We start from the raw sequence: 22792 nt of genomic DNA on the forward strand, positions 1-22792 counted from the left end.
GAGCTGGATATAGAGGTCGATAACGTGACCAACTGGCCGCCGGGAACCTTCGATTGAGTGACATCGAGTGAGTGACATCGAGGGATGGGGCGCCGAGCCGGCCGCCGAGAAACACCCGGACCGGAGCGCGCCCCTCGCACGACAGGCGCCCCTCGCTCGGGTGGGTGCCCCCCGACCCGGAGAGCGCCCCCGTCACCCAGCCTTCGCTCAGACCTTCGCCCGACGCCCCCGCGTCGAGCGGCTGTTGGACCTTCGGCCGCCGGAGCCGTTCGGCCAGAGTCGGGGGCCTCGCTTTGCCGCGATGTCCTCGATCCAGCCGAAGGCCAGGATGGCCAGGCCGATCAACGGCCACACCAGGACGAACATCATCAGCGTGTACGTCTTGTCGAGGGTCGCCACCGCGAGGTCGCTCTGCAGGAAGGGGAGGTTGTACGCCTGGTCGAGGATCGGGACCGTGGCCATGATGAGCATGTTGTGCCAGAGGTAGATCGTGACCGCGCGATTGTTGGACAGCGTGATCAGCTTGTCCCACTTGGTGAGGCGGCCCGGCAGTTGCTGCCAGGACGGGCTGTAATGGAGCAGGATCACCACGAAACCGAAGGACCACATCGCGTCGGCCAGCGGGATGTCGTTCAAGTCCCAGCCGTCGGGGCCCAGATGACCCGAGGCCCACCACAGGGCGAAGGCCATCAGCAGGGTCGAGCACGAAACGGCGATGTAGCGCGGGACCTTCGCCAGCATCCCCTCGTGGTGAGCGAAGCCCAGGACCCAGCAGCCGCCGTAGACGGTGAAGTCGGTGATGGCGTTGCCCGTTTCACCGGGGATGGTGACCAGCCCGGTGCCGACCACCGCCGTCAGGGCGAGGGGAGCCAGCAGGGTCGCCCACGGAACGCGGCGGAACGCCCACAGCAGGAGCGGGGACGCGACCACGAACCACAGGTACGCGCGCAGGTACCAGAGCACGCCTGCACCCTGATCCGCCCAGTCGCTCTCCAGCAGGCCCGACTCGGAGCCGAGGTGCCAGGGGAACGGAGGGGCGCCGATCGGGACGATGTAGTTGAGCAGGTCGATCAGGCCCCAGGTACCACCTTGGTCGGGGTCCTTCACGGGGTTCCAGCCGCCCGCGAACATCATGGTCAGCGCCACCGCGCTGAAGGCCCAGAGCGGGGGCAGCAGACGCCTGAGGCGTCCCCGGATCACGCTCAGCGGCGGCCTGCTCAGCGAGCGCGCCATCAGAGAGCCCGCCAGCGCGAACATCACGCCCATGGACGGGAAAAGGACCGACAGCCACGCCCAGCCGAACAGGTGGTACACGACCACGCGGACCAGGGCGATGGAGCGGAGCAGGTCCAGGTAGCGGTCACGGCCGGGGCGGCGCGGAGCCGACTGCTGCGCCGAATCGGGCCCTGTGCCCGTCGTCGCCACCGGTCCCGTCTCCGGACGCGGTGCCGGGTCCGGACCAGCCTCCGGCTGCGGGCGCAGCCAGTCGTCCGACGCCGCTCCCGGGTACGGACGCGGACGCGGGACCGCCGCCTTCGGGATGCCCAGCGGCGGAGTCGCCCCCACCGGGTACTCGTGCGTGGTCATCCGACCGGCCTCCGTTCGTTCCCGCTGTGTGACGCCCGCGGCTGCGGGGCCGATCCCGGCGCCCCCACGACGCCCGTGCGGCGCAGCTTCTGCCAGCGCAGCCGGCCGCCGGTGAGGGCGGTGATCCAGGACTGCAGCAGGACGACGTACATCAACTGCCGGTAGAGGATCTGCTGGAGGGGGAGGGAGATCAGATGGGTCATGCGTTCCTTGTCCAGGCGGAACGCGTACGCCGCGCACACCGCCTGGATGGTGAGGACACCGAGCCAGGCGATGACCGTCTTCTGGGTCGGGCCGAAGACGACGCCGTACAGGAGGAAGACGTCGATCAGGGGCGCGAGAAGCGGGGCCAGAACCATGAAGAGCGACACCAGAGGCAGGCCGACCCGGCCGAAGCGGCCCGACGGACCCCGTTCGACCAGGGCCCCGCGGTGCTTCCAGATCGCCTGCATGGTGCCGTACGACCAGCGGTAGCGCTGGGACCAGAGCTGTTGGACGGACTCCGGCGCCTCTGTCCAGGCCCGCGCCTTCTCGGCGTAGACGACGCGCCAGCCGTCGCGGTGGAGGGCCATCGTGATGTCGGTGTCCTCGGCGAGCGTGTCGTCGCTCATGCCGCCGACGCGCTCCAGGGCCGATCGGCGGAAGGCTCCCACCGCGCCCGGGATCGTCGGCATGCAGCGCAGGATGTCGTACATACGACGGTCCAGGTTGAAGCCCATCACGTACTCGATGTGCTGCCAGGCGCCGATGAGGGAGTCGCGGTTGCCGACCTTGGCGTTGCCCGCGACCGCTCCGACCCGCGGGTCGGCGAAGGGCTGGACGAGCTCTCGGACCGTCGCCGGTTCGAAGACCGTGTCGCCGTCCATCATCACGATGATGTCGTGGCTGGCGTTCGCCAGCCCCCTGTTGAGGGCCGCGGGCTTGCCGGCGTTCTGCTGGCGTACCACGCGTACGTTCCGCAGGCGCATGTCCTCGACGATGCGGGCGGTGTCGTCACTCGATCCGTCGTCGATGACGATGATCTCGACGCGGTGCTCGCTCGTCATGAGTGAGTTCACGGTGTTCTCGATGCACTTGGCCTCGTTGTACGCCGGCACCAGTACGGACACCGGTTCGGTGACCGGTGCCGGGCCCCAGCGGAAGCCCTTGCGGCGCACCCGGCGGGCGTGCGCGACCGAGAGCAGGAGCATCATGCCGAAGCGGGTGAAGACCAGCACGCCGATGATCGCGATGCAGACGATCAGGCCGTCGGTGATCTTCTCCGAGGCCTGGACCAGGAAGATCCAGGCCTTGCCCTTCCACAGGTCGAGGCCCTTCACCGGGGTGTGCGCGCTCGGTGCGTTGAGCGCCTCGGTGAGGTTCTCGAAGTCGTAGCCCTGCTGCTGGAGTTCGGGCACGAACTTGTCCAGCGCCTGCACGGTCTGGTGGCGGTCGCCGCCCGAGTCGTGCATCAGGACGATGGCGCCCTTGCCACCCTTGGGCGTGGCCCGGCGGATGATCTCGTCGACGCCCGGCTTCTGCCAGTCCTCACTGTCGGTGTTGTTCACGACGGTGATGTAGCCGCGGGTTCCGACGTACTGCGTCACCGGCCAGGACTTGTCGTCCATGGCGTCGGCGAACGAGGAGTACGGGGGACGGAAGAGCGAGGTGCGGATGCCCGCAGCGCCCTCCAGTGCCAGCTGGCTCTGGGACAGCTCCCAGTCGATACGGCTCTTGGACTGGTAGGACAGGTCGGGGTGGTTGAAGGTGTGAAGGCCGACCTCGTGCCCCTCCCGCACCATGCGCGCGACGAGTTCCGGGTAGCGCGAGGCCATGGTGCCGGTGACGAAGAAGACCGCGTGGGCGTGGTGTGCCTTGAGGACGTCCAGGACCTTGGGGGTCCAGGTGGGGTCCGGGCCGTCGTCGAAGGTGAGGACCAGGCGGTGGTCCGGGACGCTCAGGCTGGTCGTACGGCCGCTGCGGGTGTCGATGACCGGGCCGCCGTCGAGGATCTTCTCCGGCACCTTGTCCGTGGCGGCCTCGGGCCGGATGCGGTGGTCGGCGAGGATCTCGCTGTGCACGTAACCGCGCAGCATCAGCATCGCCATCAGCGCGACCAGGATGGTCGTGGGCAGCAGGAAACGCATGGGCAGGCGTCGGCGCCGGGCGTTGCGGTCGTGCTTCGGGGTGGTACCGGAGTCATGACCCGGCGCGCTGGGCGCGGGACCGCGACGGCTGGTGCGGGGCATCAGAGGATGTTCTCCGGGGACGAGAGGGAGAGGGGGTGCGGGGAACCGAGGATGCCCGGCTGTCTGGACACCCGATGGTTCTGCCCGGCTGGTGTCCGCCGGAGTAGGCCACTCATTGGGTGCCTGTCCCCGCTCCGGGGGCGCCTCCGGTGCCCGCGGTCTCCGTGGGAGCGGCCGTGCTTCCGGGGGTGGTCGCCGGGGTGGAGGCCGGGGGCGGGTTGGCCACCGAGGAGGACGGCTCGGGGTCGGGGTCCGGGTCCGGGGCGTTGGTGACGACGCCGGGCTTCGGCTTCTTGGTCGCCGATGCGGTGGGCTTGGGGTCGCTGGACGCGCCCGGGGCGGTGGCGTCGGCCGAGGCGCTGGGTGTGACGGCCGAACCGGGTGAGGTCGTCGTGCCGTTGCCGGCCGTCGCCACCGCGCCGGGCGCGGTGGCACTGCCCCTGCCGGACGGGTTCACCGACTGCGAGGGCAGCGGCGAGGTGTCGACCTGGCCGACGGGCTGGTCCTCCTCCTGGCCCGGCACCGGAAGCCAGGGCGCGTTCGAGTTGCCCGACAGGAGCGTGGCGACGATCACGACGGCGTAGACCGCGCAGGCCACGGCGACGAGCATGCCGAGCCGGCGGAAGCGGCGGCTGCGGCGGCCGGACTCGTCGACGAAGACGGGGCCGTCCGAGGCCTCCGGGGTCGTCGGGGCGTCCTTGGCCCGCTGGACCGGCCGGCCGTCCGGTTTGCGGCCCGCGCCGTCGAGTTGGATGGTGACCTCGTGCCGGTCACGGCTGTTCGCCGGTTCGTCGGGGTGCTCCCAGAAGTCGGGGTCTTCCCAGGAAGCGGGCAGCGGACGGTCGGGGTCCGGCGTGGCCTCGGGCAGCAGTTCGGTCGCCGGACCGTCGGCGAAGAAGGGCCGCTTCTCCGCCGTACCGGCGAAGGACGCCGCCGCCTGCGCCGGGCCGTCGAGACCGAACAACGCCCCGGGCTCACGCCCGGACGGCGATCCCGCCTCGGGCCAACGGCCGGAGAACGCGCCGGACCCACGACCGGACAACGCATCGGATCCACGGCCGGAGAACGCCTCGCTCTCCGTCGCGTGACCGACGAGCAGTTCGGTCTCCGGCTCCGGGGTTCGCTCGGAACGTCCGCCGACTGCTCGCTCGGCGCGTTCCCCACGCTCAGGACTGATGCCAACTCCCATATTCGGCCACGAAACTGTTCTGTCGGCCTCGGGCCGGGCGATCGGCTCCTCGGCTTCTCGCCCAGGCGACGGATCGATTCGGCGCCCGTCCTGCCGGTCGAGGTTTCGTCCAGCCGGTTGGGCGTCTTTCCGCCAGTTCTCCACGCGCACGTGCATCCCCCCACGGGACTGTTCACGGGTGCGCGACGACTCCGGGCAAATGCTGTCTATGTCGTCCGGGTCGAGCCCCCACTCGACCCGAGCGCCCCCCAATATCACACTGCGCCCGGACGAAAAATGTAGCGCAGCGCGGGACTCGTACGGTTACGTCTCATGTATGTCTCATGAAACTAAGGGCATCGGTGGCTGGAATCCACCCCTTCCGGGGACTCAGGAGCCACTTCTCTTCGCTCGCGAGTTCGGCAGCGGCCCGTATGAGCGCATCAATCCCCGGATGAACGAGTCCCTTGCGCCACACAAGTGACACGGGTGACAGGGGAACGGGGTCGACGAGGGGCCTCGACACCGTCCCTTCCATGGCCGGAAACTCCACTACGGCGAGGACGGGATTCCGCCTCTTCGCCATGATCCGCCGGAACTCCTCGGCTCCGACAGCCACCGGTGCGGGTGACGCGAGTTGGATGCCCCGTCCCTCGAACAGGTGATGTGCGAGGTCGGTCCACTCCAGCGTCCGGGGGTTTCCCGCTCCCGCGTACACGGTCTCGCCCGCGAGCGCGGCCAGCGGCACCTCGTCCAGCGCGGCGAGGTGATGGTCCTCGGGCAGGATGACGGCCATCGGCTCGTAGCGCACGATCCGCTGCTCCAGCCGGGCCCGAACGGCCGGGTCGAGTCCGGCGAAGCGGCCGAAGGACGCGTCCAGGCGGCCGGCGAGCAGTTCGGCCGCCGCACCGGTGAGCCCGCTCTCGTAGCGGGCCATCAGCTCGCTGCCGGGGGCCAGGTCGCGGGCCCGGTCGAGGATGCGGCTGGAGACCAGGCCGGGGGAATTGACATCGACGAGCAGCGGTCTCTCCTCACCGCCGCGCCGTACGAAGGCGTCCAGCAGCGCGTCGTGCGCCTCCAGAACGCGGCGGGCGTACGGCAGCAGCCGCTCGGCTTCCACGGTCGGCGTCACCTGCCGGGTGGTCCGCACGAACAGTTCCGTCCCGAGCTCCCGCTCCAGCCGGCGTATGTCGCGGCTCAGGGACTGCTGGGCGACATACATCCGGGCTGCGGCGCGGGTGAAGTGCAGCTCCTCGGCGACGGCGAGGAACGCGCGCAGCAGGCGGGGGTCCAGATGACCGGGAAGGGGGCGTTGACCAGGCATCACGCGAACCTACAACCCAGGTGCGTCAATCGCGACGGAGTAAGTGTTGGACCGTTCCCGGGGCGACGGGCGACGGTTCACCCATGTCGCCGCTCACCCCCTACCGCCGTCTCTTCGCCCATCCCGGCACCCGTGCCTTCACCCTCGGAAACCTCGTCGCACGGCTGCCCATGGGCATGTTCAGCGTGAGCGCGGTCATCATGATCGCGAGTTCGCGGGGCTCGTACGCGCTCGCCGGAGCCGTCACGGCGACGGGTCTCGCGGCGACCGCGGTGGTCGCTCCCTGGACCGCGCGGCTCGTCGACCGGCACGGGCAGGCCCGGGTGGCCGTGCCCGCCACCGCCTTCGCACTGCTCGGCGGGATCGGACTGGTGGTGTGCGTACGCCTCGGCGCACCCGACTGGACCCTCTTCACCGCGTACGCCGCCACGGCCACGACCCCCAACACGGGCGGGATGTCCCGCGCGCGCTGGGCCCACCTCCTCAAGGGGGACGCGGCGGCACTGCACACCGCGAACTCCTTCGAACAGGCCGTGGACGAGCTGTGCTTCATGCTGGGCCCGGTGCTCGCGGCCTTTCTGTGCGGGACGGTTTCCCCGGAGGCGGGCATGCTCGTGGGGTCGGCACTGCTGATGACGGGCGTGCTGCTCTTCACCGCGCAGCGTTCGACGCAGCCGCCGCCCCAGCCGCGCGCGACGTCCGCGTCGCCCGCACTCGCACCCGGGATGCCTCCGCTGCTCCTCTCCTTCCTCGCCACCGGCGCGGTGTTCGGCGCGATGGAGGTGGTGACGATCGCGTTCGCGGACGAGCGGGGACACCGGTCCGCCGCGGGCGCGGTGCTCGCCCTCCAGGCGGCGGGGTCGTGCGTGGCGGGCCTGCTCTACGGAGCCGTGGCGGGGAACGCCCCCTCCTCCGACTCCTCGCTTCCCGTGCGGCGGTACGTGCTGTGCGTCGGCGCCATGGCGGTTCTGCTGACGCTGCCCCTCCTCGCCGTCCGGCTCACCGGCTCGCTCCCGGTTCTCGCGGGTGCGCTGCTCGTGGCCGGCATGGCGACCGCCCCGACGATGGTCACCGGCATGACGCTGGTCCAGCGGCGCACGCCCGAGGGCCGGTTGAACGAGGGCATGACCCTCGCGGTGACCGGCCTGCTGGGCGGGATCGCGGGTGGTTCGGCGGTCGGCGGATGGGTGGTGGAGCATGTGTCACCGGCCGCGGGGTACGCGGTGCCGGTCGCGGCTGCGACGGTCGCGCTCGCCATCGCCGCGCTGGGCGCGGGGGCGGGTGCGGTGCGGCGCCAGGAGCACCGTCTTGAACTCCACCCGGCGAACACCCCGTAGCCCGACCCGGCAGACACCTCACCGCCGACCCGCGGAGCACCCACCGTCCGGCCCGTCGAACCCCTGCCCCAATTCCGGTGCAGGGCATTGACGCGCTCACGGCCCCCACATACCTTCCCCCGTCGAAGCGCTTCGACGTCACGCATCGAAACGGTTCGACGAACGATGCGTGGCGGCCCGATACCCATCCAACTCCTCTGGAGGCAGTGGATGTTGACGACACGAAGGCGTGCGGCGGCGGCGGTGGCGATGGCCTTGACGGGCGCCCTGCTGACGACGTCCTGCGGCGGCTCGGACAGTGGCTCCTCCGACGGCACGACACTCAAGCTGTGGCACTACGAGGGGCCGGACAGCGCGATGGGGGTGGCCTGGAAGGAGGCCATCAAGGAATTCGAAGCGCAACACCCGGGCGTGAAGGTGAAGTTCGAGGAGAAGGGCTTCGAGCAGATCCAGAAGACGGCGCCCATGGTCCTCAACTCGAACGACGCCCCCGACCTCATGGAGTACAACAAGGGCAACGCGACCGCCGGACTCCTGTCCAAGCAGGGGCTCCTCACCGATCTCACCACCGAAGTGACCAAGCACGGCTGGGACAAGAAGATCAACGGCGGGGTGCGGACCATCAGCCAGTACGACACGGGCGGGGTCATGGGCTCCGGCAAGTGGTACGGCGTGCCCGACTACGCCGAGTACACGATGGTGTTCTACAACAAGGACCTGTTCAAGAAGTACGGCATCGCCCAGCCCACCACGCCGGCCGAACTCACCTCCGCGATGGACAAGTTCGTCGCGAAGGGCATCACCCCGCTGGCCAACGCGGGCGCCGAGTACGTGGCCCAGCAGTACCTCTACCAGCTGGCCCTGTCCAAGGCCGACCGGTCCTGGGTCGACAGCTACGAGCTCTACCAGGGCAGGACCGACTTCCACGACGCGGCCTGGACGTACGCCGCGACCACCTTCGCCGACTGGGTGAAGAAGGGCTACATCGGCAAGAGGTCCAGCGGGCTCAAGGCCGAGGACGCGGGCGTCTCCTTCATCCAGGGCAAGAGCCCGATCCTGTTCTCCGGCAGCTGGTGGTACGGCCGCTTCAAGACGGAGAACAAGTTCGACTGGGGCACCTTCCTGTGGCCCGGGAGCAACCTCACCCTCGGCTCCGGCGGCAACATCTGGGTCGTCCCCAAGGGCGCGAAGAACAAGGAGCTCGCCTACGACTTCATCGACATCACCCTGTCGAAGAAGATCCAGAACCTGCTGGGCAACCAGGGCGGCGTCCCGGTGGCCGCCGATCCCGCAGCCATCACCGACCCCCAGGCCAAGACGCTGATAGGCGACTTCAACACCCTCTCCGGGAAGGACGGTCTCGCCTTCTACCCGGACTGGCCCGTCGCCGGCTTCTACGACGTCCTCGTCTCGGAGACACAGAAGCTGATCACCGGGAGCGAGAGTCCGGACGACTACCTGTCCGCGCTGCAGAAGGCGTACGACAAGGGCGTACCGAAGACATGACGGTCACCGTCGAGCGGGGCGGCCGGGTCGCCCGCGGCCACCACGGCGCCGCGACGCGCCCGCGCCGTCCCCGCACCTCCTACGCCCTCTTCCTGCTCCCCGGGTTCATCGCCTTCCTCGTGGTCGTCGTCGTCCCCTTCCTGATGAACACCGGTGTGAGCTTCACCGACTGGCAGGGGGTCGGCAGCCCCACCTGGTCGGGTCTCGCCAACTACCGCGAGCTGATGGACGATTCCGAGTTCTGGGCGTCCTTCCGGCACAGCCTGTTCATGGTCGTCGCGATGGCCGTCGTACCGACCGCGCTCGGACTCGTCCTGGCCGCCGCCCTGTTCGACTTCGTCGCCCAGCACTTCGGGACGCGGACGGCGGCCGTGCTCCGCGCCTGCTTCTACCTTCCCCAGGTCCTGCCGATCGCCGTCGCCGGCATCGTGTGGAGCTGGATCCTCGCGCCCGACAACGGATCGCTGAACGAACTGCTCAAGGCCGTCGGCCTCGGTTCCTGGCAGCAGGACTGGCTGGGCGACCCTGATCTCGCGCTCTACAGCGTCATGGGCGTGATGGTGTGGGTGCAGATCGGCTTCCCGCTCGTCGTCTTCATGGCGGGGCTGCAACGGGTGGACCCGCAGCTGTACGAGGCCGCCGAGCTGGACGGCGCGGGCTGGTGGCGGCGGTTCTGGCACATCACGCTGCCGCAGATCCGCCCGGAGATCTCGGTCGTCCTCCTGTGGTGCACGATCGCCGCGCTGAAGGTGTTCGGGGCGGTGTACGTCCTGACGAAGGGCGGTCCGGGCGGCGCCACCGACGTGCCGTCGTACTTCTCCTTCACGACCTTCTTCGAGAAGACGCAGGTCGGCTACGGCGCCGCGATCTCCACCGTCCTGACCGTGATCATCCTGGCCCTGGCGCTGATCGGGCTGAGGTTCCAGACCCGCGCCGAGGACGCCGAGGAAGGGGTCCGCGTATGACCGTCCTCCGTCGCTACCCGGTTCTCGCGGCTCTCGTCATCGGCGCTCTGTTCATGGTGCTGCCCTTCGCCGTCGTCGCGGTCAACGCGGTCAAGTCGCCCGCCGAGTACTCCGCGCACGGGCCGCTCAGCCTCCCCCGCGGCCTCTACCTCGACGGGCTCAAGGACTTCTGGCAGCGCGTCGACTTCGGGCAGAAGCTCCTCAACTCGGTCCTGATCTCGGGCTCGGTGGCGGTCGGGGCGGCCGTCCTGTCGGTCCTGAACGCGTACGCGATCGGGATCGGCCGGATCAGGGGCCGCACCTGGGTGCTCGCCTTCTTCGTCCTCGCGAACACCCTGCCGCAGGAGGCGCTGGTCTACCCGGTCTACTACCTGAGCAAGCAGGCCGGCCTCTACGACACCAGGCTCAGCGTGATCATCGTGTTCACGGTGATCCAGGCGGCGTTCGGCACCTATCTGCTCTCCTCGGTCCTCGGGCGGTTCCCGCGCGAGATCGTCGAGGCCGCGCGGATCGACGGGGCGAACCAGTGGCAGGTGCTGTGGCGGATCGTCGTCCCGGTCAGCCGCCCCACGATCGGTGTGCTCCTCGTCTTCTTCTTCATCTGGACGTGGAACGAGTTCCTGCTGCCGCTGGTCATGCTGATCTCCAACGACAACCAGACGGTGTCGGTGGCCCTCGGTGTCCTCCAGGGCCAGCGTCTGATGGACGCCACGATGACGAACGCGGCCGCCCTGCTGGGTGTCCTGCCCGCCATCGTCTTCTTCCTGCTCTTCCAGCGGACCCTGACCCGCGGTATCGCCGCCGGCGCAGTCAAGTAGAGGGGGACGACAGTGAAGTTCACGGACGGCTACTGGCTGCTGCGCGAGGGTGTCACCGCGGCCCACCCGGTCGAGGTCCTCGATGTGACCTCGGGTCCCGGCGGCCTGGAGATCCACGCGCCGACGCAGCCCATCCGGCACCGCGGCGACCTGCTGAAGGGACCGGTCGTGACGATCAGCGCCCATGCGCCGATGCCCGATGTCATCGGTGTCACGTTCACCCACTTCCAGGGCGAGGAGCCGCGGGGACCCCGGTTCGAGCTGCGCGGGACCGAGTTCACACCGCTCATGGAATACGACGACAACCACGCGACCCTGACCGCCGGCGCTCTGTCCGTCCGGGTCTCCCGCACGGCCCCCTGGCACATCGACTTCCTCGCACACGGCCGCGTCCTCACCAGCAGCGGCCCCAAGGGCATGGGCATCATGCGGGACGCGAGCGGCGCCCACTATCTGCGCGAACAGCTGAACCTCGGCGTCGGCACCCAGGTCTTCGGCCTCGGCGAGCGGTTCGGGCCGCTCGTCAAGAACGGCCAGGTCGTCGACATGTGGAACGCGGACGGCGGAACGGCCACCGAACAGGCCTACAAGAACGTGCCGTTCTATCTGACGGACGCGGGCTACGGCGTCTTCGTCGACCACCCGGGCCGGGTCTCCTTCGAGGTCGGCTCGGAGGCGGTCTCCCGGGTCCAGTTCAGCGCCGAGGCCCAGCAGTTGACGTACTACGTCATCCACGGCCCGACCCCGAAGGACATCCTGCGCACGTACACGGCGCTCACCGGGCGTCCGGCCCTGCCGCCCGCGTGGTCCTTCGGCCTGTGGCTGTCGACGTCCTTCACCACCTCCTACGACGAGGACACCGTCACCTCCTTCATCGACGGCATGCGGGAGCGTGAACTCCCGCTGTCCGTCTTCCACTTCGACTGCTTCTGGATGCGCGAGTTCAACTGGTGCGACTTCCGGTGGGATCCGCGGGTGTTCCCCGATCCGGAGGGGATGCTGGCACGGCTGAAGGACAAGGGACTGCGGATCTGTGCCTGGATCAACCCGTACATCGCGCAGCGCTCCCCGCTGTTCGCGGAGGGGCGGGCCCTCGGTCATCTGCTCAGGCGGCCCGACGGAAGTGTCTGGCAGTGGGACCTGTGGCAGCCGGGCATGGCGCTGGTCGACTTCACCAGCCCGGCCGCCCGGGACTGGTACGCGTCGAAGCTGGAGGCGCTGCTCGAACAGGGCGTCGACTGCTTCAAGACCGACTTCGGCGAGCGGGTCCCGGTGGACGTGGCGTACGCCGACGGCGCCGACCCGGAGCGGATGCACAACTACTACACGTACCTCTACAACCAGACCGTGTTCGACGTGCTCCGCAAACACCGGGGGGAGCACGAGGCCGTCGTCTTCGCCCGTTCGGCGACCACGGGGAGCCAGCAGTTCCCGGTGCACTGGGGTGGCGACTGCGAGGCGACGTACGCGTCGATGGCCGAGTCGCTGCGCGGCGGGCTCAGCCTCGGCATGTCGGGGTTCGGGTTCTGGAGCCATGACATCGGCGGCTTCGAGGGGACACCGACACCCGCGCTGTTCAAGCGGTGGATCGCCTTCGGGCTGCTGTCCTCGCACAGCCGGCTGCACGGCTCGTCCTCGTACCGCGTGCCCTGGCTGTTCGACGAGGAGGCCGTGGACGTCCTTCGGCTCTTCACCCGGCTGAAGCTCGGCCTCATGCCGTATCTGTACGAGGCCGCCCGCACCGCCCACGCGGAGGGGGTGCCGATGATGCGGGCGATGGTCCTGGAGTTCCCGGACGATCCGGGGTGCGCGCACCTGGAGCGGCAGTACATGCTCGGCCCGGATCTGCTGGTCGCGCCCGTCTTCAGCGACGAGGGGGACGTCTCCTACTACGTGCCCGAGGGCACCTGGACCCCCTATCTCGGCGGGCCGCCGGTGACCGGACCGCGCTGGGTGCGCGAACGGCACGGCTTCAGAAGCGTGCCGCTGCTCGTGCGGCCGGGCGCGGTGATCCCGGTGGGGGCGGTGGACGACCGCCCCGACTACGACCACGCCGACGGGGTCACCCTGCGCGCGTACGGCCTGAAGCGGGGCGCCCGGGTGACCGTTCCGGTCGGCGGTGTCACCTTCACCGTCGTACGTGAGGGGGACACCCTGCGCGCGTCCTGCACCGATCCCTCCGCGCCCTGGGGGCTGGCCGTGGACGGACGCGAGGTACGGGCCCGTGCCGGCACGGGCTTCCTCTCCCTGGAACTGGGGTCCGACTGATGGTCAAGATCACCGATGTGGCACGGCACGCCGGGGTCTCCCCCAGCACCGTCTCCTACGCGCTGAGCGGCAAGCGGCCGATCTCCGAGGAGACCCGGCAACGTGTCGCGGAGAGCATCCGCCGCCTCGGCTACCGCCCGCACGCGGGGGCCAGGGCCCTCGCGAGCAGCCGGTCGAACGTCCTGGCGCTGGTCGTCCCGCTGCGGGCGGGTATCCATGTGCCGGTGGTGATGCAGTTCGCGGTGTCGGTGGTGACGGCGGCCCGGCTGCACGACCACGACGTCCTGCTGCTGACGCAGGAGGAGGGCGAGGAGGGGCTGCGCCGGGTCGCGGACACGGCGCTGGTGGACGCGCTGATCGTGATGGACGTCCAGCTCCACGATCCCCGGCTGCCGTTGCTGCGCGCACTGGACCGGCCGTCGGTGCTCATCGGCTTCCCCGCCGCCGCCGACGGGCTCACCTGCATCGACCTGGACTTCAAGGCGGCCGGTGAGCTGTGCGTGGAGCGGCTCGCGGGACTCGGGCACCGGGTCGTCGCGCTGGTCGGGTCGCCGCCGGAGGTGTATGTGCGGGGCACGGCGTTCGCGCAACGGGTGGTGCAGGGGTTCACGGCCGCCGCCGACCGCAGCGGCCTCGCCTCGTCCGTCCACCCCTGCGAGGCCTCGCCCGCCGCCGCCCGCCGGGTCGCCGAGCAACTGCTGCGCGAGCAGCCCGCGTTGACCGGCGTCGTCGTCCACAACGAGCCGGTTCTTGAGCCGCTGATCGATGCCTTCGGACAGCTCGGCCTGCGGGTTCCGGCCGATCTGTCCGTCACCGCCATCTGCCCGGACGAACTCGCCGAGAGCCTGCGCGTCCCGGTCACCTCCGTCGCCATCCCGTCGGCTGAAGTGGGGGCGCGGGCGGTGGAGTTGCTGATGAACCAGCTGAACGGCAAGCCCGCGTCCGAGGCGACCCTGCTGACTCCCCGGATGACGGAACGCGCGAGTACGGCGCCGCGCACGCTGAACGCCTGAGGAGACATGACACGAGGGAGGGCGGTCGAGGGCGCGCGGGACGGCGACCCCGTACGACCGCGCGACGGCGGCCGCCGCCCACCGCGTTCACCCTGTGCCGAGGCCGGTCAGCCGGTCTCGATCAGGTAGTCCACGTCGCAGACGTGATACTCGCCGTACCCGAAGCGCTCACCGATCGCCCGGTACCGGTCGTACCGCTCCTGCGTGAGGGACACCTGCAGCACACTCAGGACACGGAGGAACAACCGGAATCCGAGATCGGGATCGATCCGGGTGACCACGTGTTCCAGCGCGTCCATGACCTCCGTCGCGGGCACGGGGCGCCAGTGGGGGCTGACGGTCTTGTCCGCCACCGTGGGCGCTGTCTCCCGGACTTCACGCAGCACGAGGTCGGCGAGTTCGGTACGAACGGGCGCCACGACGGGTCTGTACGGGGGGGACGACCTCCCCCAGCCGCTCACGGCACACGTCCGCGATCAGCCGAAGCCAGTCCCGGCCGTCGCCGCTCCGTGGCCAGGCCGAGGCCCCGTACCACAGGGCGGAGACCGCCGCGTCGGGCAGCGCGGAGCGCAGCAGGCGGAGCGCGTCCTCCAGGAGGACGGCCGCCGCGGAGCCCGGGGTCTGCCCGACGTCGTCGCCCTCGGCTGCACTCCGGATGTCCTCCCGGCTGCCACGCCAGTCCTGGTGGGCCTGCCCGGCGAGACAGGAGAGCCCGAAGTCCCAGACGGCATCCCGGCGGGCGGTGTCGATGGGCGGCCACGCGACGTCGAGACCGGTGTCGATCAGAAAAGCGTGGTGACCGAACCTGTCACCCAGCGCCTGGAACCGGTCGTACCGCTCCTTGTCGATCCGCACGGAACACGCCTTCAGCGCCCGGAGGAAGAGCCGGAAGCCGAGATCGGGATGCACACGGGCGGCCACCTCTTCGAGGGCCGACAGCGTGTCGGGGGAAGGGAGGGGGCCGGGGGAAGGGAAGGGACCGGCCGACGGCTCGCGACAGGACCGTATCTCCGCGACGACGTCGTCACGCACCTCGTCGGCCGCCGGCCGCCAGGCGCCCCACCACGAGGAAGGCGCTGGGCGCCGTCCGGGGATTTTCCGGGGCGGGTGTGCGGCGCAGGTCTCGTCGATGCGCCGCAGCCAGTCACGGGCGCTCATTCCGTGCGCCGCGGGATCCCACACGCCCCCGGCGGCCGCTTGCCACACAGCCCGGATCGCATCGTCCGCCAGCGGGGACTCGACGAGCCTGCGCACGTCCTCGCGCAGCTCGTCGGCGTACCCCCACTCGTCGTGGCTGGTGTCATAGCCGAGGATGCTCCGCTCATCCGCGCTGAGATGGTCGACGCTGCCCACAGGACACTCACGGTCGTACGCGTCGAGCTTCGCCATGACGAGCCCCAGTGCCGCGCCGGTGTTCTCCGGAGCGGGTGAGAGGGCGAACGCCTCGGCCAGCCCACTGAGTCCGAAGTCCCCGTCGTAGTCCACGTAGTACGGCTCCTGCCGTCCCGTCACAGTCGTCCCCTCCACCCTTTCAGGCCTCTCACGGCATTCACGAAACGCACTTCACCGGTCGCGTTCAGCGGACTTTCACATGTCCCGGTACCCCTGCCAGGTGACCGACGTCATGGCACCCGGACCACCGTTGGCCAGGCCCTTGTAGGTCACGACCGCCGCGAGACCCTGGCTCCGGGCATGACACAGGCCCCGCCGCTCGAAAGCGACGGGGCCTGTGCCCACATGGGATGAGTGGAGATGGCGGGAATCGAACCCGCGTCCAACGGTGCAAAATCAGGGCTTCTCCGTGTGCAGTTCGCTGTGATTTTCTCAGCCCCGGCGATCACGCGAACAAGTCGCCGACGGGCTCAGTCACTGTTTGATTTCCCATCGAACCCCGTGACCGGGCTCGATGGTTTAGTCCCCTAGATTATGCCAGGATCCGGGTCGGGAACACTCCCGGGCTGACACCCATTAAGGGTCCCTCACTCACTGCTTATTAGGCAGCGAGGGCGAAGGACTGGGAATCGCTCTTGGTATTGGCGATTATTTTTTGCGACATATGGTTTACGAGATCATTGCCGCTTCCTCGACACGCTTCCCCTGCTTCAACAGCCGCTGTCGAAACCGATCATCCCCATGTTGATTTTTCAAAGCTCGGCCCCTCCGGAGAGGAACCCCGCACCCGCTGTGAGGTGCAGTGCCATCCTACGTGACCAACGTACGACGGTGCCAGCCTATTCCAGTGGGCCCGCTCCGCCCGCCACGCCACCCGGCCGGCTGCTCGGCGCTACTCGCCGCGCTCCTTCCGCTTGACCGCCGCGATCGCGCGGTCCGACTCGCGCCGGTCCTGCTTCTCGCGCAGGGTCTGCCGCTTGTCGTACTCCTTCTTGCCGCGGGCGAGCGCGATCTCCGCCTTCGCCCGGCCGTCCTTGAAGTACAGGGCGAGCGGCACGATCGTGTGACCCGTCTCCTGGGTCTTCGCCTCCAGCTTGTCGATCTCCTCGCGGTGCAGGAGGAGCTTGCGCTTGCGGCGCACGGTGTGGTTGGTCCAGGTGCCCTGGCTGTACTCCGGGATGTGGGCGTTGTGCAGCCACGCCTCGTTCCCGTCGATCTGGACGAAGCCGTCGGCCAGCGAGGCGCGACCCTGGCGCAGCGACTTCACCTCGGTGCCGGTCAGGACGAGCCCGGCCTCGTAGGTGTCGATGATCGCGTAGTCGTGCCGCGCCTTCTTGTTCTGCGCGACGATCTTGCGCTTGCCGTCCTTGGCCTTGCCGGAGCCCTGGCCGCCCTGCTTGGGCTGGGACTCCTTCGGTACGTACATTCCCTTGCTCATAGTGCTGGCCATTTTCGCACTACCAGGGGGCTCTGGGGAAAGCCGATTACCGGGCCCGCGGTCCGCGGGTCACGAAGGGTCCCCGAGACCGCTCAGCACGGTCTCGGCCCGCTTCAGCGACTCCTTGTCCGCCTCCAGGTCGGGGGTGATGCCCCGGCCGTCGACGGAGCGCCCCGCGGGGGTGCGGTAGTGCCCGACGGTCAGCTCGGCGACGGAGCCGTCGGGCAGCCGGCTCGGCATCTGGACCGAGCCCTTGCCGAAGGTCCTGGAACCCACGACGACCGCGCGCCCGCGGTCCTGGAGGGCCCCGGTGAGCAGCTCGGCAGCGCTCATCGTGCCGCCGTCGACGACCGCGACCAGGGGTCTGGTGGTGTCGCCGCCGGAGTCCGCGTGCAGGACGCGCTGTGCGCCGTTCACGTCGTACGTGGCGACGAGGCCGCCGTCGAGGAAGACGGAGGCGGTGGTGACCGCCTCCGTGACCAGGCCGCCGGAGTTGCCGCGCAGGTCGAGGACGATCCCGGCCCGGCCCGGGGCCCGGCCGACGGCGGCCCGTACGGCGTCGCCCACGCCCTTGGTGAAGGCGTCGACCTTGATCAGGGTGACATCGCCGGGAAGCCTGCTGACGGTCACGGAGTCCGTGGAGAGCCGGGCGCGGCGCAGGGTCCGGCTCCACGACTGCGTGCCGCGCTCCAGGCCGAGGGAGACCTTCGTGCCGGCGGTCGCGTCGTCCGCGTCGCCGCGCAGTAACGAGACCACCTCGGTGACCGGCCTGCCGTCCACCTTCTCGCCGTCGACGGTGCACAGCCGGTCGCCCTTGCGGATGCCCGCGGCGGCGGCGGGCGAGCCGGCGCTGACGCGGGTGATCTCGATGCGTCCGTCGCGCTCACGGCGGGCCCACAGGCCGACGCCGGTGTACTGGCCGTCGAGGGCCTCCTCGAACTCCTCGTACTCGCCCTGGGAGTAGACGGCTCCCCAGCGGTCTCCGCTGCGGCTGACGGCGCGTTCGGCGGCCTCCATGGGGGACTTGCCGTCGGCCATCGCCTCGGCGGCGGCCTCGGCGACCTCGTCGCGGTGGCGTGCCGACGCCGAACCGGACGGCGGGGCCGGGGTCTTGCGGGCGGGGTCGGAGAACGATCCGGTCGCCGCTCCGGCGACCAGGACACTCGCGAACACCAATGTCAGGGCCGCCCCGCGGCGGATGCGGCGGGGCTCGCAGAACAGGTCACGGCCTGACATGCCGGTGAGTCTAGGACAACGCGAAGGGCCGCACCGCCGGTTGACGGTACGGCCCTCTTGGTATGCGTCACACCTTCAGGTACTTGCGCAACGCGAAGAACGCGGCCAGCGCGGGCATCAGCAGGCTCGTCGCGAGGATGAGCGGGAGCTTGGTCAACACGGCGTCCCAGCCGATGAAGTTGATCAGGTTCAGCTTCTGGGACAGGGCCATGCCGTGGTCGATGGTGAAGTAGCGGCCGACCACCAGGAAGAAGCAGGCCACACCGCCGCCGATCAGTCCGGCGACCGCGGCCTCGGCGATGAACGGCGCCTGGATGTAGAAACCGGAGGCGCCGACCAGGCGCATGATCCCGGTCTCCCTGCGACGGCTGAACGCGGACACGCGCACGGTGTTGACGATCAGCAGCAGTGCGACGATCAGCATGAGCGCCATCAGGGCGATCGCGGCCCGGTTCATCAGGTTCAGCAGCTCGAAGAGGTTGTCCAGGACGCCCTTCTGGTCCTGCACGGACTGCACACCGGCCCGGCCGTCGAAGGCGGTCGCGATGACCTGGTACTTCTGCGGGTCCACCAGCTTGATCCGGTACGACTCCTGCATCTGGTCCGGCGTGAGGGAGCTGGCCAGCGGGGAGTCGCCGAACTGCTCCTTGTAGTGCTTGTACGCCTGGTCCGCGGACTCGTAGGTGACCTTCTGGACGACCGTGGACATCTTGTTCAGGTCGCCGAGGATCTGCTTCTTCTGGTCGCTGGTCACCGCGCCCTTGGCGCATTTGGGGTCGGCCTCGGCGTCGCTCTTGTTGCAGAGGAAGATCGAGACGTTGACCTTGTCGTACCAGTAGCCCTTCATGCTGTTCACCTGGTCGCTCATCAGGAGCGAGCCGCCGAACAGGGCGAGCGAGAGGGCGACCGAGACGACGACCGCGAAGGTCATGGTCAGGTTGCGGCGGAGACCGACACCGATCTCCGACAGAACGAACTGCGCGCGCATGGCGTCTTCCTCAGACCTTTCCGTGGACGATGATCAGTGCTGGTAGCCGTAGACGCCGCGCGCCTGGTCGCGGACGAGACGGCCCTGCTCCAGCTCGATGACGCGCTTGCGCATCTGGTCCACGATGTTCTGGTCGTGCGTCGCCATCAGGACCGTCGTGCCCGTCCGGTTGATCCGGTCGAGCAGTTTCATGATGCCCACGGAGGTCTGCGGGTCGAGGTTTCCGGTCGGCTCGTCGGCGATGAGGAGCTTGGGCCGGTTCACGAAGGCTCTCGCGATGGCCACACGCTGCTGCTCACCACCGGACAGTTCGCCGGGCATCCGGTCCTCCTTGCCGCCCAGGCCGACGAGGTCGAGCACCTGGGGCACGGACTTGCGGATCTCACCGCGGGACTTGCCGATGACCTCCTGGGCGAAGGCCACGTTCTCGGCGACCGTCTTGTTGGGCAGCAGACGGAAGTCCTGGAACACGGTCCCCAGCTGGCGGCGCATCTGCGGCACCTTCCAGTTGGAGAGGCGCGCGAGGTCCTTGCCCAGCACGTGCAACTGGCCCTGGCTGGTCCGCTCCTCGCGGAGGATCAGCCGCATGAACGTGGACTTGCCGGAGCCGGAGGAGCCCACGAGGAACACGAATTCTCCGCGCTCGATCTCCAGGGAGACATCCCTGAGAGCGGGGCGGGTCTGCTTGGGGTAGACCTTGGAGACATTGTCGAATCGGATCACGGGTGCACCACGGGTCGCCGGGGGTAGGTGTGCGTGACCATACGCGAACCGGGTGTGCGAGCGCAGTCGGCGTACGGGGTTGTGTGCGGCTTGCACGATTTGTCACGGATCTGAGGCGCGTTTCACACCTGATCCGAGCGGCTGACAGCACTCCGGGCGGGGCAGGATAAGGCGAGCCGCGCCGAATTCCGCGGAACCTGGCACAGTGGTAGGGGAACGGTTGCGTTCGCCGAAGCGTTAAGAGAGCGATGTGTACGCGAGAACGCTGCGTACGCGGAGACGTCGCAAGGAGGGCCGGCGCATGACGTACGACCGATTGGTATGCGCTAACTGCGCGGCACCCGTCAACGAGGGCCGTTGCCCCGTCTGCCGCGCGAACCGGGAGCGACTCCAGCAGGAGAGCCCCTTCGCGGGACTCAACCCCATGGCACTGATCGCCCTGCTCGCGGTACTGATCGCGGCGCTCGCGCTGGTGGCCCACCAGACGGTGTGAGAGCCGCGCGGACGGCTCCGCACGGCCGCCGACGCCCCTGAACACGAGAAGGGCCCGGAGCGAGCTGCTCCGGGCCCTTCTCGTACAGATGTATCTCAGGCTGCGGCGTCGCGACCGCCGGCGAGGCGCGGCAGCAGACGGAAGCCGACACCACCGGCGAGCATCGTGGCGGCACCGATGAGCAGGAACACGGTCTGACCGGCACCCGTCTCGGCCAGCGCGCCGTCCTTGCCCTGGGCCGAGGTGTCCGAGCCGGTGTCGGTGAGGGCCGAGGAGCCCTCTTCCTGGGCGGTGGCTCCACCGTTGGGGTCGTTGTCGTTGCCGGTGCCGGAGTTGCCGTCCGCGGGCGCGGAGGACGAGCCGGTGGCGGGCTCCTCCGACGGCTCGGTCGGGTTCCCGGTGGGCGCGGTGGTGGTCGGGGCCTGTGACGTCGGAGGCACCTCAGTGGTGGGAGGCTGCGACGTCGGAGGCGCCTCACTGGTGGGAGGCTGCGACGTCGGAGGCGCCTCAGTGGTGGGAGCCTGCGACGTCGGGATACCCGTGCCGGACGGGTCCGGGGTCGGGCCGTCCGTACCGGTCGCCGAGGCGACTCCCGCCGCTGTCAGTGAAGCACCGGCGGCGATCATCACGCCGGCTGCTATCCGTGCCGCGAGGATCCGCGTCTTCTTGGTCATCTGCCTGCTACCCCCAGTAGCTGATCGTCAATGGAGCAGCGTCCGGAGCCACGGCGTCACAGGGGGCTTTGCTCGACCCCCCGGTTCACATGCGCCCCGGTGATACGCATGCCACACGCCACCCTTCCCAGTTTCCAAAGCAACGTCAAGGTCGTTGCGTACGCGATGTCCGGAACACCATTGTTTGCCTGGCGTGCGAACATCTGACTGTGACGTAAAACCCAGTCAGCCCTCACGACAAAGGCAACTGCCGCCCGGGGGACGGCAGTTGCCTTGTCGATAAAGAGGTTTCGCAGGGGGCGGGAAAGTCCGCCCGCGCCACGCCTCGCGCGCCTACTTCTCCTGCTGCTTGCGCCAGCGAATTCCGGCCTCCAGGAAGCCGTCGATCTCGCCGCCGAACACGGCCTCGGGGTTGCCGACTTCGAACTCGGTTCGCAGGTCCTTGACCATCTGGTACGGGTGCAGGACGTACGAACGCATCTGGTTTCCCCAGGAGTTGCCGCCGTCGCCCTTGAGGGCGTCCATCGCGGCCTGCTCCTCCTGCCTGCGCCGTTCGAGGAGCTTGGCCTGCAGAACGTTCATGGCCGAGGCCTTGTTCTGGATCTGGGAGCGCTCGTTCTGGCACGAGACGACGATGCCGGTGGCCAGGTGGGTCAGGCGCACCGCGGAGTCGGTGGTGTTGACGCCCTGGCCGCCGGGGCCGGACGAGCGGTACACGTCGATCCGCAGCTCGGACTCGTCGATCTCGATGTGGTCGGTCTGCTCGACGACCGGCAGGATCTCGACACCGGCGAAGGAGGTCTGGCGGCGCCCCTGGTTGTCGAACGGCGAGATGCGCACCAGCCGGTGCGTGCCCTGCTCCACGGAGAGCGTGCCGTACGCGTAGGGCACCTTGACGGCGAAGGTGGTGGACTTGATGCCCGCCTCTTCCGCGTACGAGGTCTCGTAGAGCTCCGTCTTGTAGCCGTGGCGCTCGGCCCAGCGCAGGTACATGCGCTGGAGCTTCTCGGCGAAGTCGGAGGCGTCGACGCCGCCGGCCTCGGCACGGATGGTGACGACGGCCTCACGGGAGTCGTACTCGCCGGACAGGAGCGTGCGGACCTCCATCTCGTCCAGCGCCTTCTTGACGGAGACGAGCTCGGCATCGGCCTCGGCACGGGTGTCCGGGTCGTCCTCCTCCTCGGCCATCTCGAAGAGCACGCTCAGATCGTCGATGCGCCCGCGGAGCGCCTCGGCCTTCCTGACCTCCGCCTGGAGGTGGCTCAGCTTGCTGGTGATCTTCTGCGCCTCGTCCGGGTCGTCCCACAGGGACGGCGCGGCCGCCTGCTCCTCGAGCACGGCGACATCTGCCCTCAGCTTGTCGAGGTCCAGGACGGCCTCGATCGACTCCATGGTCGAGGAGAGGGACTTGAGCTCTTCGGATACATCGACGACTGCCACGCCTCCAGCGTAACGGTTACGACAAGCGGGCCTCGCCCCTTGCCCCCGAGGGGCCCCGCCGCGCCCGTACCAGGCGGGTCAGGGGGAGGCCGGGGCCGAGTTCTTCGTGTCCTGGGGGGTCGCGTCGGCGCCGTCGCCGGAGGTGGCGAGCCAGGTCCCGACGCCCACCGCGGCGACCAGCACGGCCGACGCCA

General features: G+C 69.3%; 20 protein-coding genes and 1 other RNA gene. 7 read left to right on the forward strand and 14 right to left on the reverse strand.

The annotated features are described in order from the left end of the window. Positions 1–207 precede the first annotated feature (207 nt). The 4 genes from N4G66_RS42590 to N4G66_RS42605 all read right to left on the reverse strand — a co-directional run bounded on the left by N4G66_RS42590 (position 208) and on the right by N4G66_RS42605 (position 6307). A complete protein-coding gene (locus N4G66_RS42590; RefSeq protein WP_261709701.1) occupies positions 208–1587 on the reverse strand; it encodes an acyltransferase family protein in 1380 nt (459 codons plus the stop codon). Next, positions 1584–3815, reverse strand: coding sequence for a glycosyltransferase (locus N4G66_RS42595; RefSeq protein WP_391858978.1), 2232 nt, complete (start codon positions 3813–3815; stop codon positions 1584–1586). The genes N4G66_RS42590 and N4G66_RS42595 overlap by 4 nt, the downstream gene beginning before the upstream one ends. 112 nt (positions 3816–3927) lie before the next feature. Next, positions 3928–4857 carry a hypothetical protein gene (locus N4G66_RS42600; RefSeq protein ID WP_261709702.1) on the reverse strand — a complete coding sequence of 310 codons (930 nt, stop codon included), beginning with the start codon at positions 4855–4857 and terminating at the stop codon, positions 3928–3930. A 457-nt stretch (positions 4858–5314) separates the two neighbouring features. Continuing rightward, complete coding sequence (locus N4G66_RS42605; RefSeq protein WP_261709703.1) at positions 5315–6307, reverse strand: LysR family transcriptional regulator; 993 nt, start codon at positions 6305–6307, stop codon at positions 5315–5317. A gap of 83 nt (positions 6308–6390) precedes the next feature. Between N4G66_RS42605 and N4G66_RS42610 the strand changes: the two genes are divergently transcribed. The 6 genes from N4G66_RS42610 (at position 6391) to N4G66_RS42635 (ending at position 14214) form a co-directional block, all read left to right on the forward strand. Continuing rightward, a complete protein-coding gene (locus N4G66_RS42610; protein WP_261709704.1) occupies positions 6391–7644 on the forward strand; it encodes an MFS transporter in 1254 nt (417 codons plus the stop codon). Between the two features lie 210 nt (positions 7645–7854). Then, the gene (locus N4G66_RS42615) at positions 7855–9150 is read left to right on the forward strand and encodes an ABC transporter substrate-binding protein (RefSeq protein ID WP_261709705.1); all 1296 of its coding nucleotides are present in this window, start codon (positions 7855–7857) and stop codon (positions 9148–9150) included. Further along, the gene (locus tag N4G66_RS42620) at positions 9147–10115 is read left to right on the forward strand and encodes a carbohydrate ABC transporter permease (protein ID WP_261709706.1); all 969 of its coding nucleotides are present in this window, start codon (positions 9147–9149) and stop codon (positions 10113–10115) included. The genes N4G66_RS42615 and N4G66_RS42620 overlap by 4 nt, the downstream gene beginning before the upstream one ends. After that, entirely contained in the window at positions 10112–10933 is an 822-nt protein-coding gene (locus N4G66_RS42625) for a carbohydrate ABC transporter permease (RefSeq protein WP_261709707.1), read from the forward strand. Before N4G66_RS42620 ends, N4G66_RS42625 begins: the two co-directional genes overlap by 4 nt. A 12-nt stretch (positions 10934–10945) precedes the next feature. Beyond that, the gene (gene yicI, locus N4G66_RS42630) at positions 10946–13201 is read left to right on the forward strand and encodes an alpha-xylosidase (RefSeq protein WP_261709708.1); all 2256 of its coding nucleotides are present in this window, start codon (positions 10946–10948) and stop codon (positions 13199–13201) included. Then, positions 13201–14214: a LacI family DNA-binding transcriptional regulator gene (locus N4G66_RS42635; protein WP_261709709.1), complete on the forward strand. Its 1014-nt coding sequence runs from the start codon at positions 13201–13203 to the stop codon at positions 14212–14214. The genes yicI and N4G66_RS42635 overlap by 1 nt, the downstream gene beginning before the upstream one ends. A gap of 107 nt (positions 14215–14321) precedes the next feature. Here the strand turns inward: N4G66_RS42635 and N4G66_RS42640 are convergent, their stop codons facing one another. The 8 genes from N4G66_RS42640 to ftsE form a co-directional block, all read right to left on the reverse strand. Beyond that, complete coding sequence (locus N4G66_RS42640) at positions 14322–14633, reverse strand: hypothetical protein (protein ID WP_261709710.1); 312 nt, start codon at positions 14631–14633, stop codon at positions 14322–14324. Continuing rightward, on the reverse strand, positions 14590–15726 hold the full coding sequence (locus N4G66_RS42645; protein WP_261709711.1) for a hypothetical protein: 1137 nt from the start codon (positions 15724–15726) through the stop codon (positions 14590–14592). Before N4G66_RS42645 ends, N4G66_RS42640 begins: the two co-directional genes overlap by 44 nt. 75 nt (positions 15727–15801) lie before the next feature. After that, complete coding sequence (locus tag N4G66_RS42650) at positions 15802–15951, reverse strand: hypothetical protein (protein WP_261709712.1); 150 nt, start codon at positions 15949–15951, stop codon at positions 15802–15804. A 7-nt stretch (positions 15952–15958) separates the two neighbouring features. Continuing rightward, positions 15959–16347: a transfer-messenger RNA gene (gene ssrA, locus N4G66_RS42655) on the reverse strand. Positions 16348–16498: 151 nt separating this feature from the next. Continuing rightward, entirely contained in the window at positions 16499–17044 is a 546-nt protein-coding gene (gene smpB, locus N4G66_RS42660) for an SsrA-binding protein SmpB (protein WP_261709713.1), read from the reverse strand. Positions 17045–17113: 69 nt separating this feature from the next. Continuing rightward, entirely contained in the window at positions 17114–18280 is a 1167-nt protein-coding gene (locus N4G66_RS42665; RefSeq protein ID WP_261709714.1) for a S41 family peptidase, read from the reverse strand. A 67-nt stretch (positions 18281–18347) separates the two neighbouring features. Further along, positions 18348–19268: a permease-like cell division protein FtsX gene (ftsX, locus tag N4G66_RS42670; RefSeq protein WP_261709715.1), complete on the reverse strand. Its 921-nt coding sequence runs from the start codon at positions 19266–19268 to the stop codon at positions 18348–18350. A 33-nt stretch (positions 19269–19301) separates the two neighbouring features. Further along, positions 19302–19991, reverse strand: a complete 690-nt coding sequence (gene ftsE / locus N4G66_RS42675; protein ID WP_261709716.1) for a cell division ATP-binding protein FtsE — start codon at positions 19989–19991, stop codon at positions 19302–19304. A gap of 301 nt (positions 19992–20292) precedes the next feature. On the opposite strand from ftsE, the gene N4G66_RS42680 reads away from it, so the two are divergent. After that, a complete protein-coding gene (locus N4G66_RS42680) occupies positions 20293–20484 on the forward strand; it encodes a hypothetical protein (RefSeq protein ID WP_261709717.1) in 192 nt (63 codons plus the stop codon). 95 nt (positions 20485–20579) lie between these two features. Here N4G66_RS42680 and N4G66_RS42685 read toward each other — a convergent pair whose 3' ends face one another. Both N4G66_RS42685 and prfB read right to left on the reverse strand, forming a co-directional pair. Further along, the gene (locus N4G66_RS42685) at positions 20580–21158 is read right to left on the reverse strand and encodes a hypothetical protein (protein WP_261709718.1); all 579 of its coding nucleotides are present in this window, start codon (positions 21156–21158) and stop codon (positions 20580–20582) included. A 333-nt stretch (positions 21159–21491) separates the two neighbouring features. Beyond that, positions 21492–22598, reverse strand: a complete 1107-nt coding sequence (prfB, locus tag N4G66_RS42690) for a peptide chain release factor 2 (RefSeq protein ID WP_261709719.1) — start codon at positions 22596–22598, stop codon at positions 21492–21494. Positions 22599–22792: the final 194 nt, after the last annotated feature.

It is taken from the genome of Streptomyces rhizosphaerihabitans (assembly GCF_025399795.1).
Taxonomy (GTDB): Bacteria; Actinomycetota; Actinomycetes; order Streptomycetales; family Streptomycetaceae; genus Streptomyces; species Streptomyces rhizosphaerihabitans.

Bases quoted from the DNA above. Each gene is read 5' to 3' on its own strand.
- N4G66_RS42680 (WP_261709717.1), top strand. From the start codon at position 20,293: ATGACGTACGACCGATTGGTATGCGCTAACTGCGCGGCACCCGTCAAC.
- N4G66_RS42605 (WP_261709703.1), bottom strand. From the start codon at position 6,307: ATGCCTGGTCAACGCCCCCTTCCCGGTCATCTGGACCCCCGCCTGCTG.
- smpB (WP_261709713.1), bottom strand. From the start codon at position 17,044: ATGAGCAAGGGAATGTACGTACCGAAGGAGTCCCAGCCCAAGCAGGGC.
- N4G66_RS42610 (WP_261709704.1), top strand. From the start codon at position 6,391: ATGTCGCCGCTCACCCCCTACCGCCGTCTCTTCGCCCATCCCGGCACC.
- N4G66_RS42615 (WP_261709705.1), top strand. From the start codon at position 7,855: ATGTTGACGACACGAAGGCGTGCGGCGGCGGCGGTGGCGATGGCCTTG.
- N4G66_RS42620 (WP_261709706.1), top strand. From the start codon at position 9,147: ATGACGGTCACCGTCGAGCGGGGCGGCCGGGTCGCCCGCGGCCACCAC.
- N4G66_RS42595 (WP_391858978.1), bottom strand. From the start codon at position 3,815: ATGCCCCGCACCAGCCGTCGCGGTCCCGCGCCCAGCGCGCCGGGTCAT.
- N4G66_RS42625 (WP_261709707.1), top strand. From the start codon at position 10,112: ATGACCGTCCTCCGTCGCTACCCGGTTCTCGCGGCTCTCGTCATCGGC.
- ftsX (WP_261709715.1), bottom strand. From the start codon at position 19,268: ATGCGCGCGCAGTTCGTTCTGTCGGAGATCGGTGTCGGTCTCCGCCGC.
- N4G66_RS42590 (WP_261709701.1), bottom strand. From the start codon at position 1,587: ATGACCACGCACGAGTACCCGGTGGGGGCGACTCCGCCGCTGGGCATC.
- N4G66_RS42665 (WP_261709714.1), bottom strand. From the start codon at position 18,280: ATGTCAGGCCGTGACCTGTTCTGCGAGCCCCGCCGCATCCGCCGCGGG.
- N4G66_RS42635 (WP_261709709.1), top strand. From the start codon at position 13,201: ATGGTCAAGATCACCGATGTGGCACGGCACGCCGGGGTCTCCCCCAGC.
- N4G66_RS42685 (WP_261709718.1), bottom strand. From the start codon at position 21,158: ATGACCAAGAAGACGCGGATCCTCGCGGCACGGATAGCAGCCGGCGTG.